We start from the raw sequence: 15,096 nt of genomic DNA, 5'->3' as shown, positions 1-15,096 counted from the left end.
TATTGGTTTTTACGAATAAAGAGAACTATAATGGTGGATGCACAAAATTTCAGACTTCTTTGGAGGAACATATGTAATGAGATCAAACTATGAACTGGGCGAAACCATCCTCTACTGCGGAACAATGGCACTTAACGATGTTCTGAATATGGGTTTTGCCGGGGACTGGGAATCTCACAATATTGAACATGCCGTGTCGGCTGTCTATGACATTCCACATGGGGGTGGCCTTGCGATCCTCTTCCCGCACTGGATGAAGCATAATCTGGATGTGGGTGTAGAGCGATTCAAACGTCTGGCTGATTATGATATCGACGATAGTTAGATTGACGCGATGGCTGATAAAGCGATGCGATTCGGTCCGTTCAGATTCTTCAGAAAATTGCAGCGTGAAGATGTAGTACAAATCTATCAAGCCGCATTGTAAGTGTGAATTTTATATTTTTGAGAGCGTTCTTAGTACTGGATGATTATTTGATATCGACCATTGGTCCCAACAACTTGCCGAAGAATCATCCCGCTTTAAAACAAAATAGGAATACAAAAGAAACCCATTTCTCATAAGAGAACTGGGTTTCTCGACAATGTGAGCATCTGTACCCATCTTAGGGTACAGATGTTTTTTGTGTGATAGGCTATTCTCCCCGAACGGATGGTGCATACGCAAGCACTTCCATTTCAATTAAATAAGGGCCTAACCCGCTGAATACGGTGATGCGGGCAGGATAGGGCTGTTTAATCATTCGCGTATAGACTTCGTTGTATTCGGGCTGATCCTCGACTCGGGCCAGATGAGTGGTTGCCTTCACAATATGATCGAGTGTAAGTCCGGCTTCTTGCAGGATCACCTCAATATTACGAATGCACTGCTCAGTCTGCTCCTTAATACCTCCGATAGGCTCAAGCGTCTGTGGATCAACGCCTACCTGACCTGCAACATAGACCAGATCTCCTGCGCGGACGGCATGGGAGAAAGGAAGTGGGAACTTGGGTGCTGCACTTGCATGTATGATAGTAGACATAGTCAGTTGTCATTCCTTTCTTAATGAGTGTGTAAGTTTGTTGTTAACTGATGCCAGTTCGTAGCCTGCTGATAATGATGAGCGATCGACAACAGGCGGTCTTCTCGCATGAGTGGACCGGCAAGCTGCATGCCGATAGGTAGTTGCTTCCCTGAGGAAGGATCGAATCCGATGGGAACGGTAATGGATGGTAGCCCTGTATTGGTAAATGGTCCGTTGAAAATGGGACTACCTGTCTTGTAGCCATAGGGGGCCACATACGGTGTTGATGGAGTCAATAATACATCGACCTCATCGAACAGCATCATCATCGCGCTGCGGAATATCGTTCGGATGCGCTGTGCCTGCAAATAATCAACGGCACTCGTCTGATAGCCAAGCTCAAGCTGCTCCCGCATCGTGTGACCGTAACGATCAGAGGCTTCTGCGAAGCGTTCTCGATGGAAGGCAGCCGCTTCCGCTCGCATAACCGTACGATGAGCAGCAATGGTCTCTTCCATATAAGAAGGCAAGTCAACTTTTTTCCATTGCATGCCCAGCTTCTCAAGTACAGCGATGGCCGACTCTACCGCTAACAAGATCGCCGGTTCATCGGTCTGGAAGAAGTTGCTCGGCAGGCCGATCACCATTCCTGAAATAGGATGCTCAAGAGCATTGGTTAAATCTGGCTTGCCATAAGGAAGCGCGAAGGAGTCCAGCTCATCTTGACCGGCCATCGCTTCCAGAACGATCGCGTTATCTTGTGCGGATCGAGTGAAGGCGCCGATATGATCCAGGCTCCAACTGGCTGTGATGACACCGTTACGGCTTACCCTGCCGTAAGTTGGCTTCATACAGGTTAATCCGTTGTAAGCTGCGGGTCTGAGCAGAGAACCGAAGGTCTGCGTTCCGAGTGTGAAGGAGGCCATGCCAGCCGCTACAGCAGCAGCGGAGCCTGAACTGGAACCGCCTGGGGTATGTTCTAGATTCCACGGGTTGCGGGTTGGCGGCTCTCCTCCCTGGAAGGCATACTCCGTTGTTGTTGTCTTACCTAGGAGGATAGCGCCGGCAGCCTGCAACTTATCAATCACAGTTGCATTTGTCTCTGGTATGAAGTCAGGATAGGTACTAGATCCGGCCGAGGTGCGTATGCCAGCGGTATGGATAATGTCTTTGGCTCCATATGGAATGCCATGCAGAGGGCCGAGATATTCACCATTCATCAGCTTGCGCTCAGACTCTCTTGCGACCTGCAAAGCCTGTTCGGCGGTAACCGTAACGAAGGCTTGCACAGCAGGCTCTACTTTTTCAATGCGGTTCAAATAGGATTTCGTAAGCTCAACAGGAGATATCGTCTTGTTTTTAATTAATGTTGCGGCTTCAGCAATCGTCAGCTCGTTCAGTGGTTTCGTAATCATCGCAGAGGCACGCTCCTATGCGGAGCATTGGGGCCTACTTCTTCTGGCAACTTGAAACCTCGAATCAGCTCCAAGTCAGCTGTAAACACAGCAAGCTCCTCGCTCGTAATAACTCCGTTCGCGTATTTCGCACTTTCCGTACAGCGGTGTGTGAGATAGTCGTCCTGTTTCAGAGTAATCACCCTTTCTCTCTCTATTTGGTGAAGCTTGCATCGATAATGTCCTCGTAAGCGAGGTCTTCCTTCAGATTGCCAATGAAGCGCTGCATATCCATTGCCGTCCCGAAGGCGGATTCATTGATGAGCCCCTTAGCAGGGTATACCTTGCTGTCAATCATGCGTTGTACAGCTTGCTCCACGACTTTTTTGTCCAAATTCGGGAATTCCTTCACAGCAACTGCTTTTGCGCCTTCAGGATTGGATTGAATGTAGTCCAGGGCTTGCTCAATCGAGGTGACGAAGCGCTGAGTGAGATCAGGATTCTTTTCAATGAAGCTTGCGGTTGTATTCATCGTTGCAAAAGCGAAGTCAGGATAATCCTGCGTGAAATCATGGACAATGTGCAGTCCCTCTGCGACGCCTTGATCCAGTTGGGGTTCGTAAACGATAGCAATGTCCGCTTTGCCAGCTAATACAGCACCAAGCTCGGAGCCATTCTGAACCTCGGTGATTGTCACATCTTTGTCGATATCAATGTTGTTGTCAGCGAAAAGCTTCCGCAGTAAGCTGTTGGAGCTTGTAGGTGCCAAACCTACAACAATGGTTTTACCTTTGAAATCCTCTGTTGTGTCTACCGTTACTCCTTCTCGTGCAACCGCCCATACAGGAGCACTGCCGGACAGAAGGACCAATGAGCGAGCATCGCCGCCCTTTGCATTCGCGAATGCGACATGCTCAGGACCATGAAATGAGAACGCTGATTCGCCTGAGATGACCGATGACAATGCTGTTGGTCCACTTCCAGCAGCCCGGATGGAGGATAGCTCGATGCGATTCTCCTTTAGAAATCCTTGGTTATTCGCTACATAAAGCGGAAGGTAGAGTAGATTGTGATACACCTCGGACACCATGATTTTATCCACCTTCGCAGCATCTTGCCCCTCATTACTGGATGTACCTCCGCCACTTGCAGGTGTTGTGGCATTGCTTCCGCATGCACTGAGTAGTGCGCTCAATATCACCGTCATCGCTGCTAGAATAGCTATCTTTTTGAATGTACGCATTAGTCATCAGGCCCCTTTAATGGTTGTAGTTAAGTTAGTCGTTGTGGGTCAGCTTAGACAGATGTAGATTTGCTGCTGGTCTTGTTGTCATTCCATGGGAGGAGACGAGATTCGATATAACCGACACAGGTGTAAAGGAGCATGGCAACCAGCATCAGCATGAACACGCCAACCCATACGGCTGGAAGGTTGAACAAGTTGCCTTCGACGAATACCATATGTCCGAGTCCTTTGTCGGAGGAGATAAATTCTCCGCCTACAACAGACACCAGTGCCAATCCGATATTGATCCGGAAGGCCGAGATAATCCATGGCAGAGAGGAGGGGACGATAATTTTGCGGAAAATTTGTGATTTCTTTGCACCGAAGGATTTCATCAGATTAATCTGGGATTCGTCGATTTGATGAGTCGCTTGGTAGGCGGATAATAGCGCTACGATAAACGTTGCGACAGAGGCGAGGGCAATCTTGGAGAAGATGCCTGAACCGAACCAGATGATAATCATGGGAGCGAGTGCGATCTTCGGAATACCGTTCATCGCTACGATGAATGGATCGAGTACACGGGCAACCGACTTGGAATACCACATGAGCAGCCCTGCCAATGAGCCGATTAAGCTTCCGGCTACAAAGCCGATAACGGTGGCATTCACCGTTGCGAACGCGTCTGTGAGCAGTTGCCCTGAGCTGGCCATGCTAATGGCAGCATCGAGAATGGCACTCGGTGATCCCATGAGGAATCCGTTAACGAGCTTCAAACGAACGGCCGATTCCCAGATCACCAGAATGACTGCAACAATGATGAACCGCCACAGCATCGTGACCAGCCATTCTTTGGAGAAGGTGGACTGTCTGCGCTTGGTCTTGTTCTTCGTAACGCCAGCAGGCTTTCCGGCAAGTGTGATTTTAGGTGATGTGCTCTTCATTAGCTGATCCTCCCCATTTGGATATCAAGCTCTGCCCAGATCGATTCAAAATACTGTTTGAACTTCTGGTCGGAGCGGGCTTTCAGTGCTGAACCGTATTGCGAGGCGAGACCAATGTCATACACCTGTTTTACAGTCGTTGGTCTTTTGCTCATGACAGCAATGCGATCGGAGATGGCGATGGCTTCCTCAATGTCATGTGTGATAAGCACGCCTGTCTTGCCCTCGGATTTCAGGATGGACAAGATTTCATCTTCCAGGATGAGTCGGGTTTGATAATCAAGTGCTGAGAAAGGTTCATCCAATAGGATAATATCGGGCTGGGTAACGAGGGTACGTATGAGGGCTACACGTTGGCGCATACCGCCTGATAATGTGGAGGGATAGGCTTCTGCGAATGAAGCCAGGCCATAACGATCCAGATAATCCATGGCAATATCGCCGCGATCCTTTTTGGACATGCCCTTCACTTCCAAGCCTAACGTGACATTATCCAGGATGCTTCTCCAAGGGAGCAGCAGATCCTTCTGCATCATATAGCCGACATGCCCGGTGGTCTGATCGATCTCTTCGCCACAGACGATAACCTTGCCATTTGTTGGCTTAAGCAGACCTGCGATAATATTGAAAATCGTACTCTTGCCGCAGCCACTCGGTCCCACGATGCTGAAGAACTCCTGCTTCTTGATTTGCATCGAAACCTCAGCCAGGACCTGAATATCTTCTCCGGTTGCACTGACAAATGATTTGGATACGCCTTGTATTTGGATAGCCATGATAGGTAGCCCCTTTCCTACAGCCTGATGTTTGTTTATTTCTTGATGTGAGATTATGTTAAGTAATGTAACATTGGCGAATATATACCTAATCATATAGACTGAATGACGAATTGTCATTAGTTACTCTGAACATAAAAATAGAATTAAATCAGTTAAAATGTACAAATGAGGATTAGATATGAATTGAATATGAAAAGGAAACAAAAAAACGTGTCATTATACATGACACGTGCTCTGTTCAAGACGTATGATTAGCTTCGCTAGGGGCTGGATTAACATTCAGCAGCGGCTCCAGTGCAAAGGCGAGACGGAAGCGCAGACTCTCCATCGGGTCCTTAATGTTCCTGCCGGTCAGCTTTTCGCATTTCTCCAACCTATAGATCACTGTATTGCGATGTACGAACAGTTCTTTTGCTGTATCAACGATCTGGCAGTGATTCTCATAGAAGGAGGACAGAGTCTTCATCAGCTCGCTGCGTTCGTTTGGATCTCGACCTTCGAAGGGTTTAAAGGTTTCTTGATGGAATTGCAGCATCTCATCGTGAGGAATCATGCGCAGCAGACGGCTTATATCCATGGTTTGATAGGAGTGAGCGAAGCGGGTCTTTCGCATCTGATAGCCGGATTGGAGCGCCTTGACTGCTTCCTTATAGGAGAGTCCGATATCCAATACATTCGTGTAGGGATTGCCTATTCCGAAGGATAGGCTGAGCTGTGACTCCGTATACAGATTGCTCGCCATCCGCTCAAGCTGCTGAACAACGGTGTGTTCGTCCCATAACGATTCATTCAAAAAGACGAGTATGCCGAACTGGTCGTTCTTGGTGAACATGACAAAGGAGAGATCCAAACAGGCGAACTCCTGCTTAATCAACTCGTAATTAGCGTCTCGTTCCGAGATGAACCGCTCTTCCCCTGAGGAAGTAGAGTTCTGCTTAGGTATGCCCGCTAAGGATTCATCCTTTTTGGCAACGATGAGAACAGAACTTCCTTTCGCTTGCAGCCCATATTTCTTGCCGCGATGCAGCGCTTCTTGCTCCGAACGAATGAAGCCCTGAATGAGATCGGAGAAATATTCATTTTTGTAACGGCGGGAGCGCTCCTTGACGGCTTGTTTCTTGGTTAACTCCAGACCGATCACATTGACGGCTTGCTCCAGTGCCAGAGTGGAGAGTCTAGAGGTTGCGGAACTGTCGTATAGTGCGATTAAATAACCCTCGTGCCGATCCGTGAAGATGGGATGAAGCTCGGCGTGTCGATATTTCTCGGCAGTAAGCAGGCAGATCGAGATTGCGGTATGGAAGGATGGGTGCTGATCTATAAAAGTCAGTAAGGGCCCTGTGAGAGAATGGTCATCCATCTGTTGTGCATAATGGGAGCTTACCGTAATCTGTTTGTTCAAACCAAGCAGAAGAACTGGTGAAGATAGCAACTGAGACAACGTATCTACGATGTTTGGTATACCTTTGCCCTGCATAATCATTGTGGAAAATTGTTTATGAATAGATAAGGCGTAGTGGAGCTCATGGGTTTTGTTCTGAAGGATGGCGCTAATCGATTGTTGAAATATTTCACCGAGTGTATTGTCGATCTCCGACAATTCGATGATCGGGAAGCCCAACCTGTCGGCTGTCTCAAGCAGTTGAGGAGATAATTCAAGAGAGAAGCGCTGTGTCTTGACCGCAAGCGCTGCACAACCAATTGTATGCATGTCGGTAATGAATCCAAGATGAGCATCAGGGCGGTCTTTCAGGATATAACCGTTGGTCAGCAACATATCTCCGGGTTTCAGGAATTGTACAATATCCGGTGCGTCCATAATATTAATCGATTGCACCAAGCGATCAAGGCCGCGATGCCCGGCAATAACCTTTGCTTTGGAGAGAATGGGGATAGTCAATAACTGTTGCAGATCCATCTTCAACCCACTCGCTTTCATAATGATATGTTATAAAATCTAACATTAAGTGGAGTGGGCGTAAAGAAGTGTTTGTATAAAGAGGCTAAAGGATATCGTATTTTTCATAATTCTTCGGTTTCGTTTGAGATTCAAAACGATATGAAATTGACCTTTTAGCGTCATTTTTATGTAACGAGCGCCTTTGTTACGTTTTTAAATTGCAAGGTCAGAAGAATATGTACTCCTGTTTCCTGATATACCTGTTCCTTCTGCTTGCGTCTGTGAATGGCAGAGGCACTCCAGTGTCGGTACTATCCCATATTGGAGACCTTGCGGTCTCACACAAAGCACTCCCTATTCGCTGAAGTTGGTATTACTCAATCTTTGTTCGGATCAATCTGTATCGAAGATTAGGCGCTAGTTCTACTTGTATTTTCACCCCCCGTTCGGCAATATGATTCTTTGTGCATTCTCTGCTTGGAGCAAGTGAATTTGCGCTTTGAGTCTCGCGTTCTTCCCTTCCAAGGTAAGTTCTCGTTTTAAAGGGTCTCCTGAATATTTGCCTCGTCCATCCTGTAAGCGTGTCTCTCCATACTCTTTATAACTTGCTCTTCATCGGTCCGCTGCGGCTTTAATCCGGGTCATACCGATGGTCTGATCGTCAAATCCACAAGCCTCAAAGTTGCTTACCTTGTTTTTTCGATGCAATAAAGAGTTGTTTGAACTCGTACATATACGTAATTTCCTTGGTCGATGCAGAATTTACATATGGTGTTCTACTTCATGTGCTTTAAATGTTTTTTCCTCATTATTTATTCTCTGTTCTCGTCTTGCAATTTTTAAGTTTAGAAACGAATTGCTTCAATTTGATTTTGTTCAATTAAACAAAAGAAAAGAATATGGGCTCACCAACTTTATTTCAGAAATATGTCTGTATATACGTTAGCTGATAGGCCTAGACAAGGTGGAGACGAATTATGCTCACATATAGTATGTGGGTTGAAAAAACTACAGTACTCACGAGTCTTATACACACCTACAAGTAACACTTTATAACCAAGATAACAAATAGAGTATTCATGGTAGCGAAGCTGCTCCAAGAATACTCTATTTGTTAATTTTCTTTGTAGCAAAACTAAACTCTATTCATAATATATTTTCTAAACAGATTTTCAATGAATACATATACTAGTATTAAGATAAGACCTATTAGAACACCAAGTCCAAGTCCTAAAAATACACGGATAGTTGAGATATAAAGTGGAGTATGAATATGAGCAAAAGTATCTACTAAAGAAAGCTGACCTACCGAACCAATAATTAGAAAAGGAATAGCTAGGCGATAACGTAAAACTAAAAATAATCCAAAAAGGAATAAGGGGTGAGCGAACATAAACTCTTTAAACCTAGGCCTAACTCCAATCGAATTTTCTAATATTTTTCTAATGAATATCTCAATTGCAGGTGCTTCCCCAGAATTTCCAGTTCGAGATATATAATAAAAACCAACAATTCCTATCACAACAACAGCTATAACCCACCAAACTTTAATTGGTTGAATCAGGATGTACCGTAAACGCTTTATTGGAGATTTGTCAATAAACAAAAGTATATATAGTGTGACTAATGCGATAGGTGCCAAATGTAAGACGCTAACCCCACGAAATTGATTAATGGAAAGCATGTAACTTACATTATTCAAAAGACTTACAATAAAAGGAACACCGCTTAAAGTGATTACAGTAGTGATTACGAGTAGTTTAAGGGCGGCTAATAAGTTCTTTTTATGATTAACAGGAGTGGTTTGTTTCCTTAGAATCATTTTTAAAACGGATATTATAGCTAAAGTTGGTGTACTAACACCTACTCCTAAAGCTAAAGCCTGCATAAGGATGTCAATGTTATAGAAGAATAACCCAATACTGCTTATAATTCCAATTATGAAAGACGGTATAGTCAATAACATGAAAAAACTTGATATACATAGGGTTATAAGTGATAATGCTCCTAGAATTATCAGAACTTTTAAGGGATTCTCCCATGAGTTTTTGTTAACTTGAAAAGCTTCAGCTTCCCCGGTAGGGAATCCTTGTTTTTCAAGAGTTGGAATAATCCCCACTTGATCATCAAAAGCGATCAATAAATTATCTAAAGAACTTACAAGGCCAGCTTTTCCTGGGTTGTTAAAGATAGCTGCATTTAGATAAAACATTCTAATATTTCGATCTTTTGCTGCAAGTAAAAAACGATCCACTATTGTATCCGCCGTTAGTCGGGTCGCATCTATACCGGATAAGGAATACAATCGTACAACATTAAAATTTGTGATTTTTGCCAAGTAATTAAACCCATTTTGGGACTGTGGCAGTAGGTTTTCAATTGAAATAATACCTATATGATGTTGATTCAACAAGTTACCAAACAAGTCAAGACTTTTTAGATCTTCTTGGTCTGTAAATCCTTTTACACTATCACCATCAAATAGAATATGTGTTACTCCCAGTTGTTCAAAAACTTCCATTTGTTGCTTAACTTTCTCATGATCATATGGGAGGGATCGGTCTGAAAAACGGGGAATAATTTCAAATCCATCAGAGCTCAATTTATTAAGCGTAATAGGATCAAAACCAATCGGTTTCATAATAGCCTCTGCTAAAGCAGCCTCTATTACAATCCCCTGCTTTCCATTGAAAGTCCATTCTCTTATGGAAACATTGGAGAAAGCTTCGCGTATAAATGAATCCATTTCAATTCTGGCATCATCATCTGAATAAATGATATATGTGAAATTTTCAGAAGAAGTAGAATCAATTTTTTGTGCTTTTTCAAGCTCTTCTGTGCTGTAATAGTTGATCCGTTTTAAAAGCTGTAAATCTTTCAATGTGCTTTCATATATCGCCATTGATTTAACACCGGCTGCTTTTAATGCAGCTAACTGCTCATCTAAATATTTTTCTGGTTTGCTTTGATAGTATGCAATTTCGGTTAAACCCCTGTAATCAAATATAAATTCTACTTGTTTTGCAGAAGATTCAAGTTTTGTACGGTTTGCAAGATAAGGTATAGTAGCCACTAAACTGATTGCAAATAATACATATAATACCAATTTGAATCGTTCGTTCAAATTACTAAATCGATTATCCATAGAAAAACTTCCGCCTCCATTTAGACAAAAAATAACAATACATCAAAAATATATATCAATCGTGATTTTAATTCTAGAGCAATTGGTTATTCTTCAAAGAGCTCTTGGAAGATCACGAGACTATTTAATTAAAAGGTGAAGTATGTACTAGCTGTACATAATATTGTGAATGGCAGGTATTGATGAAAGAAGATGGAAAGAAAGTATATATTCTTTGACGTACGCATTGAAGAAAACGTACTCATTTTTTTCTGATTAGATATGATCTTCTAAGATCGATTAATGGTTATTTTGAAATTATAGATAAAATATGTATTTAAAATAATATCATGCAAAATTAGAATTTTGTTGATGAAAGCAGAAATTAGTTGTATATTGTAGCTATTCATCGGAATATGGAAAAAGTTATGTTATAATCTTTTAATTACTATAAAGGAAAAAAAGATGAAACTCAAACTTAATTAAGGAGTGTACTATGAAAATTGGATTGATAAGACATTTTAAGGTGGCAAAAGAAAAACCTTCGAGTTACATGTTAACAGGTGCAGAGCTAACAGAGTGGCTTGAGCAATATGACCAAGCTGAAATTGAAATTAGCGAAGTGGATATGGGAACTACCAAGTGGCAAAAATGTTTTTGCAGTGATATGGAACGAGCTATTGAGACAGCTAATGTAATATATAATGGGGATCTCATTATCAATGAGAAACTCAAAAAAATACCTCTACCTCGGTATGCTCAAGTTTGGAAGGGGAAGTTACCAATCATCATATGGGGAATTATCACGAAGTTTATCCTTAATTCTAAACATAAGTCGGTTGTGGAAAGTACAAAAGAAACGGATAATAGAGCCGTTTTAGTCATGAATGATATTGAGGCAGCGGCTGCTGGTGTAGACATCCTCATTGTAAGCCATGCAACTTTTATGATGAGACTAAGGAAAGAAATACTTAGACGAGGATTTAAAGGCCCGGGCTTTAAACCTTATCCAATTAATGGGAAGATCTATGTGTACGAAAAATAGTTGAGGATATACTTCATACAACAGGGGGTAAACGCGAATATGGTGAACGTAACAATGGAAAACATAACAATGGATTATCTACAAAAAGGTGAAACAAAAATTATTGTACTGGATAGTAAAGGAAATGTAGACGATTTTTTCGGTTGGGCGTTACATAACAAAAGTGAAATTGAGAAGCTGGTTTTACAATATGGTGGCGTTCTATTTAGAAATTTTAATGTCAGCTCCATCGACCTCTTTGAAAAATTCTCGACTATCTTTACCCCTGAATTAGAGAAGTATAAAGAACGTTCTACCCCAAGAAGTGAAGTAAAAGGGAACGTCTATACTTCTACGGAGTATCCAGAAGATCAACATATTGCGATGCATAATGAAAATTCATATGCTCACGTATGGGCTCAAAAAATATTTTTCCATTGTGTGCAGCCTTCTGAGGTTGGTGGTGAAACACCAATAGCCGACAGTCGGGCAATCTTCAACCAACTGAATCCAGACCTTAAGGATAAATTTGCTACAAAGCAGGTATTATACCAGAGAAATATTGGTGGAAACTTAGATTTACCTTGGGAGGAAGTATTCCAAACGAATTCTAAGCAAGAAGTTGAAGGCTATTGTTCAAATGCGGGGATAAATATTGAGTGGTTTTCGGACGGCAGATTAAGAACAAAAGCCATTCGGCCTGCAGTAGCAAAACATCCTCAAACAGAGGAAATGATTTGGTTTAACCAAGCACATCTATTTCACGTAACTAATCTGTCCCCTGCAATTCGTGAGTATTTAGTTCAAACAGTAGGTGAAAGTAACCTACCAAGAAATACATACTACGGAGACGGAGACACCATAAGTGATGAAGATCTGCAAGAAATAAGAAATGTGTACGATGAACATTCTCTCGCGTTCCCATGGGAAAAGGGAGATGTACTCATGTTAGACAATATGTTGATGGCGCACGGAAGAAGACCATATAAAGGCGCACGGAAAATAGTCGTAACCATGGGAAACTTAACTTCTAACTACGGAATTTGAAAATATTGCGCAATAGGGTGGTTGTATGTATTGGTATGTTTTATTTGTCGAAACAGGGAAAGAGGCTTTTGTTCGTGAAATGATTCGTGAGCATTTTTCAGAAAAAGTAAAGTGTCTTCTACCTTTGAAACGGGTAAGGGAGAAAAAAAGTGGATGGTTCTATGAAAGAATTATCCCGTTATTTCCAAGCTATCTGTTCATACAGGCAGATATGAAGTTATTGGATCACAAAGACTTATTGAAAATCCCAAATACGTACTGCATCTTAAAAAATTCATCAAACGATATGAATATGGATCGTAATTCTTACCTGAAATCAATCAGTGAAGAGGAAATGACTTTTATATTAAAGCTCCTCAATCAAGAAGACACCGTAGATTATTCAGATATCAGAATAACGGACGGTAAAATGGAAGTGATTTCAGGGCCACTGTTGAACTATAAAGATAATATCCAAAAAATAGACATACGAAACAGCAAAGCGAAAATAAAGTTGAATCTATCCTATTTAGAACGAACCATTTACGTACCTATTAATGTGATTCGATCAGCAACTTTGGTTGAAGTAATAGATGCTTAGGCACATTACTCTCAGATCAGAGGGACATATATTTACAGAAGAATGCAAAATTATTTTGGATGAAGTGCCGAAGGTATGAATATTTTTTTTACAAATTTAACTAAAAGAGTCATTTGCTCACATGAGCGAGTGACTTTTTTTAATGGAGGCATGTGAAATTGGAGAAGCTAAATTTATTCTGTTTTCCATGTGCTGGTGGAATGTCTAGCATGTATTCTGATTGGAAATCACACTTACTACCCCATATAAGTATAGTTTCTATGGAACTCGCTGGACGAGGTTATCGTACAACTGAATCTCTATATAGCTCTTTTGATGAGCTGATCAATGATATGTTTGATCGTATCCAACCATATTTTGAAAATCAAGGAGATCCTTACGCACTATTTGGCCATAGTATGGGAGCGAGTATCATATTTGAATTGTCTCACAAATTAATACAAGAAGGATACAAGCCACCTGTACATCTGTTCATTTCTTCAAGACGACCACCGCATCATACTAGAGACGCCTTGCTTCATACCTTGCCTGACGATCAGTTTTTGAATGCACTTCAAAAGTTAGGTGGTATAAGCGAAATTTTAGTTTCTGACGAGAGTTTCTTATCCTATTTCTTACCCATTTTGAAATCAGATATAACCAATTTAGAGTCGTATAATGGGGGGGGAGAGAAGCCATTATTGGGTTGCGATATAACGGTTTTAATGGGTGAGGATGAAAGCGTTTTTGGCGAAGAGATCCGTGAATGGGAAAGGTACACACAAGGAGAGACATCTCTACATACCTTTCCTGGCGGTCATTTTTACTTGAACAGTCAAAAGCAAAATTTGATAGCAATAATAAATAACACTCTGATGAGTGCACACACAGGAGAATATGTATGGATAAAGTAGCCCTATTATTCCCTGGACAAGGTTCACAATATGTTGGAATGGGTCGAGAAATTTGGAATAGGTATAAAGGAAGCCAACGAATTTTCGAAGAGGCAAGCGATGCAATACAAATGGATATCAAAAAACTATGTTTCGAAGGTGAAGGCAAAGTACTTGCTCAAACGATGAACGCTCAACCTACCATTTTAACCGTATGTGTGAGTATTTATCATGCGCTTAAAGAAGAGTTGGACTTTAAACCTTCTTTTATGGCTGGGCATAGTCTTGGTGAATATACAGCTATGGTATGTAGTGGCGTGTTGTCGTTCTCAGATGCAATTCAGTTAGTTAGAAAAAGAGGCATTCTTATGCAAGAAGCTGATCCTGCGAGAGTCGGAAGGATGGCTGCTATTTCTGGCATAAGTGCGGAACTCTTAAGTGGCATTTGTAGAGAAACGGCGAATGAAGACTACCCCGTGACCATAGCTTGTGTGAATTCAAATAAACAAATTGTAATATCAGGCCATTATATTGCAATAGAGAGCGTTTTAAAAAGTGTTGAAAAAGAAAGAGGCACATATACGCTTTTGAATGTCAGTGCTCCATTTCATAGTCCATTAATGACTACTGCTTCTGACTTATTCTATACAGAGCTGCAAAAATGTACATTCAATACACCTGAATGTTCGCTTATTTCTAATGTTAGTGGTCAAGCATACTTGGAAAACGATTCCTATAAAGAAAAGCTCAAAAAACAATTCGTACTACCCGTTAGATGGTTAGAGTCCATCAACTATATGATAACGCAAGGTGTTACTACTTTTATTGAACTCGGTCCTCGAAAAGTTTTAACCGATTTCATGAAATCGATACCAAATACTTCTAGATCATTATCTATTAGTGATCCCACAGATTTAATAAGAGTTAAGCAACTCTACTCTGAATTACACAGAGGGAGAGAGTTGGCCAAGCTTAAGAACTACTTAACAGCGGCATTAATTAGTAGAAATCGGAATATGGAATCCACTTATTTAACAAAGCTAAATCCATTGTTAAGTGAGTTAAAGGGGTTAGTAGAGAGTACACCTACAACGCCTTTATTTAATTCAGAGGAAAACGCTAAAAAGCTTTTACAAGAAATATTGAAACTAAAATACACTACAAACCAGGAAACGAAAGGAATAATGGAACATTTGTAGAATC

13 protein-coding genes and 1 pseudogene are annotated in these 15,096 nt (G+C 41.7%); 6 read left to right on the top strand and 8 right to left on the bottom strand.

Annotation, left to right across the window (positions count from 1 at the left end):
• Nucleotides 1-85 precede the first annotated feature (85 nt).
• Nucleotides 86-427, top strand: a pseudogene (locus ABTV53_RS21000) (NADH-dependent alcohol dehydrogenase); the annotation flags it as partial.
• A gap of 208 nt (nucleotides 428-635) precedes the next feature.
• Here ABTV53_RS21000 and ABTV53_RS20995 read toward each other — a convergent pair.
• From ABTV53_RS20995 to ABTV53_RS20960, 8 genes are all read right to left on the bottom strand, one after another.
• On the bottom strand, nucleotides 636-1,022 hold the full coding sequence (locus tag ABTV53_RS20995; RefSeq protein WP_433746062.1) for a RidA family protein: 387 nt from the start codon (nucleotides 1,020-1,022) through the stop codon (nucleotides 636-638).
• 20 nt (nucleotides 1,023-1,042) lie between these two features.
• The gene (locus ABTV53_RS20990; RefSeq protein WP_433746059.1) at nucleotides 1,043-2,419 is read right to left on the bottom strand and encodes an amidase; all 1,377 of its coding nucleotides are present in this window, start codon (nucleotides 2,417-2,419) and stop codon (nucleotides 1,043-1,045) included.
• Nucleotides 2,416-2,601, bottom strand: a complete 186-nt coding sequence (locus ABTV53_RS20985; RefSeq protein ID WP_433746056.1) for a hypothetical protein — start codon at nucleotides 2,599-2,601, stop codon at nucleotides 2,416-2,418. Before ABTV53_RS20985 ends, ABTV53_RS20990 begins: the two co-directional genes overlap by 4 nt.
• 11 nt (nucleotides 2,602-2,612) lie before the next feature.
• Entirely contained in the window at nucleotides 2,613-3,641 is a 1,029-nt protein-coding gene (locus tag ABTV53_RS20980) for an ABC transporter substrate-binding protein (RefSeq protein WP_433746053.1), read from the bottom strand.
• A gap of 53 nt (nucleotides 3,642-3,694) precedes the next feature.
• Nucleotides 3,695-4,567, bottom strand: a complete 873-nt coding sequence (locus ABTV53_RS20975) for an ABC transporter permease (RefSeq protein ID WP_433746050.1) — start codon at nucleotides 4,565-4,567, stop codon at nucleotides 3,695-3,697.
• Nucleotides 4,567-5,343 carry an ABC transporter ATP-binding protein gene (locus ABTV53_RS20970; protein WP_145323717.1) on the bottom strand — a complete coding sequence of 259 codons (777 nt, stop codon included), beginning with the start codon at nucleotides 5,341-5,343 and terminating at the stop codon, nucleotides 4,567-4,569. Before ABTV53_RS20970 ends, ABTV53_RS20975 begins: the two co-directional genes overlap by 1 nt.
• A gap of 241 nt (nucleotides 5,344-5,584) precedes the next feature.
• Nucleotides 5,585-7,264: a PucR family transcriptional regulator gene (locus tag ABTV53_RS20965; RefSeq protein WP_433746046.1), complete on the bottom strand. Its 1,680-nt coding sequence runs from the start codon at nucleotides 7,262-7,264 to the stop codon at nucleotides 5,585-5,587.
• Between the two features lie 1,117 nt (nucleotides 7,265-8,381).
• On the bottom strand, nucleotides 8,382-10,391 hold the full coding sequence (locus tag ABTV53_RS20960) for a DUF5693 family protein (RefSeq protein WP_433746043.1): 2,010 nt from the start codon (nucleotides 10,389-10,391) through the stop codon (nucleotides 8,382-8,384).
• A gap of 475 nt (nucleotides 10,392-10,866) precedes the next feature.
• On the opposite strand from ABTV53_RS20960, the gene ABTV53_RS20955 reads away from it, so the two are divergent.
• From ABTV53_RS20955 to fabD, 5 genes are all read left to right on the top strand, one after another.
• Nucleotides 10,867-11,415, top strand: coding sequence for a phosphoglycerate mutase family protein (locus tag ABTV53_RS20955; protein WP_433746041.1), 549 nt, complete (start codon nucleotides 10,867-10,869; stop codon nucleotides 11,413-11,415).
• 39 nt (nucleotides 11,416-11,454) lie between these two features.
• On the top strand, nucleotides 11,455-12,441 hold the full coding sequence (locus tag ABTV53_RS20950) for a TauD/TfdA family dioxygenase (protein WP_433746038.1): 987 nt from the start codon (nucleotides 11,455-11,457) through the stop codon (nucleotides 12,439-12,441).
• 25 nt (nucleotides 12,442-12,466) lie between these two features.
• The gene (loaP, locus tag ABTV53_RS20945; protein WP_433746035.1) at nucleotides 12,467-13,021 is read left to right on the top strand and encodes an antiterminator LoaP; all 555 of its coding nucleotides are present in this window, start codon (nucleotides 12,467-12,469) and stop codon (nucleotides 13,019-13,021) included.
• A 158-nt stretch (nucleotides 13,022-13,179) separates the two neighbouring features.
• Nucleotides 13,180-13,914: a thioesterase II family protein gene (locus tag ABTV53_RS20940; protein WP_433746033.1), complete on the top strand. Its 735-nt coding sequence runs from the start codon at nucleotides 13,180-13,182 to the stop codon at nucleotides 13,912-13,914.
• Entirely contained in the window at nucleotides 13,902-15,092 is a 1,191-nt protein-coding gene (fabD, locus tag ABTV53_RS20935) for an ACP S-malonyltransferase (protein WP_433746032.1), read from the top strand. The genes ABTV53_RS20940 and fabD overlap by 13 nt, the downstream gene beginning before the upstream one ends.
• Nucleotides 15,093-15,096 lie beyond the last annotated feature (4 nt).

Origin of the sequence: Paenibacillus amylolyticus (assembly GCF_050990605.1) — a bacterium.
GTDB classification, from domain to species: Bacteria; Bacillota; Bacilli; order Paenibacillales; family Paenibacillaceae; genus Paenibacillus; species Paenibacillus amylolyticus_H.
The sequence above is the reverse complement of the archived record's forward strand: the minus strand, read 5'-3'. Positions and strand labels throughout refer to the sequence as shown.

Coding starts and splice junctions, on each gene's coding strand:
- ABTV53_RS20995 (WP_433746062.1), bottom strand. CDS start 1,022: ATGTCTACTATCATACATGCAAGTGCAGCACCCAAGTTCCCACTTCCT.
- ABTV53_RS20990 (WP_433746059.1), bottom strand. CDS start 2,419: ATGATTACGAAACCACTGAACGAGCTGACGATTGCTGAAGCCGCAACA.
- ABTV53_RS20980 (WP_433746053.1), bottom strand. CDS start 3,641: ATGCGTACATTCAAAAAGATAGCTATTCTAGCAGCGATGACGGTGATA.
- ABTV53_RS20975 (WP_433746050.1), bottom strand. CDS start 4,567: ATGAAGAGCACATCACCTAAAATCACACTTGCCGGAAAGCCTGCTGGC.
- ABTV53_RS20970 (WP_145323717.1), bottom strand. CDS start 5,343: ATGGCTATCCAAATACAAGGCGTATCCAAATCATTTGTCAGTGCAACC.
- ABTV53_RS20965 (WP_433746046.1), bottom strand. CDS start 7,264: ATGGATCTGCAACAGTTATTGACTATCCCCATTCTCTCCAAAGCAAAG.
- ABTV53_RS20960 (WP_433746043.1), bottom strand. CDS start 10,391: ATGGATAATCGATTTAGTAATTTGAACGAACGATTCAAATTGGTATTA.
- ABTV53_RS20955 (WP_433746041.1), top strand. CDS start 10,867: ATGAAAATTGGATTGATAAGACATTTTAAGGTGGCAAAAGAAAAACCT.
- ABTV53_RS20950 (WP_433746038.1), top strand. CDS start 11,455: ATGGTGAACGTAACAATGGAAAACATAACAATGGATTATCTACAAAAA.
- loaP (WP_433746035.1), top strand. CDS start 12,467: ATGTATTGGTATGTTTTATTTGTCGAAACAGGGAAAGAGGCTTTTGTT.
- fabD (WP_433746032.1), top strand. CDS start 13,902: ATGGATAAAGTAGCCCTATTATTCCCTGGACAAGGTTCACAATATGTT.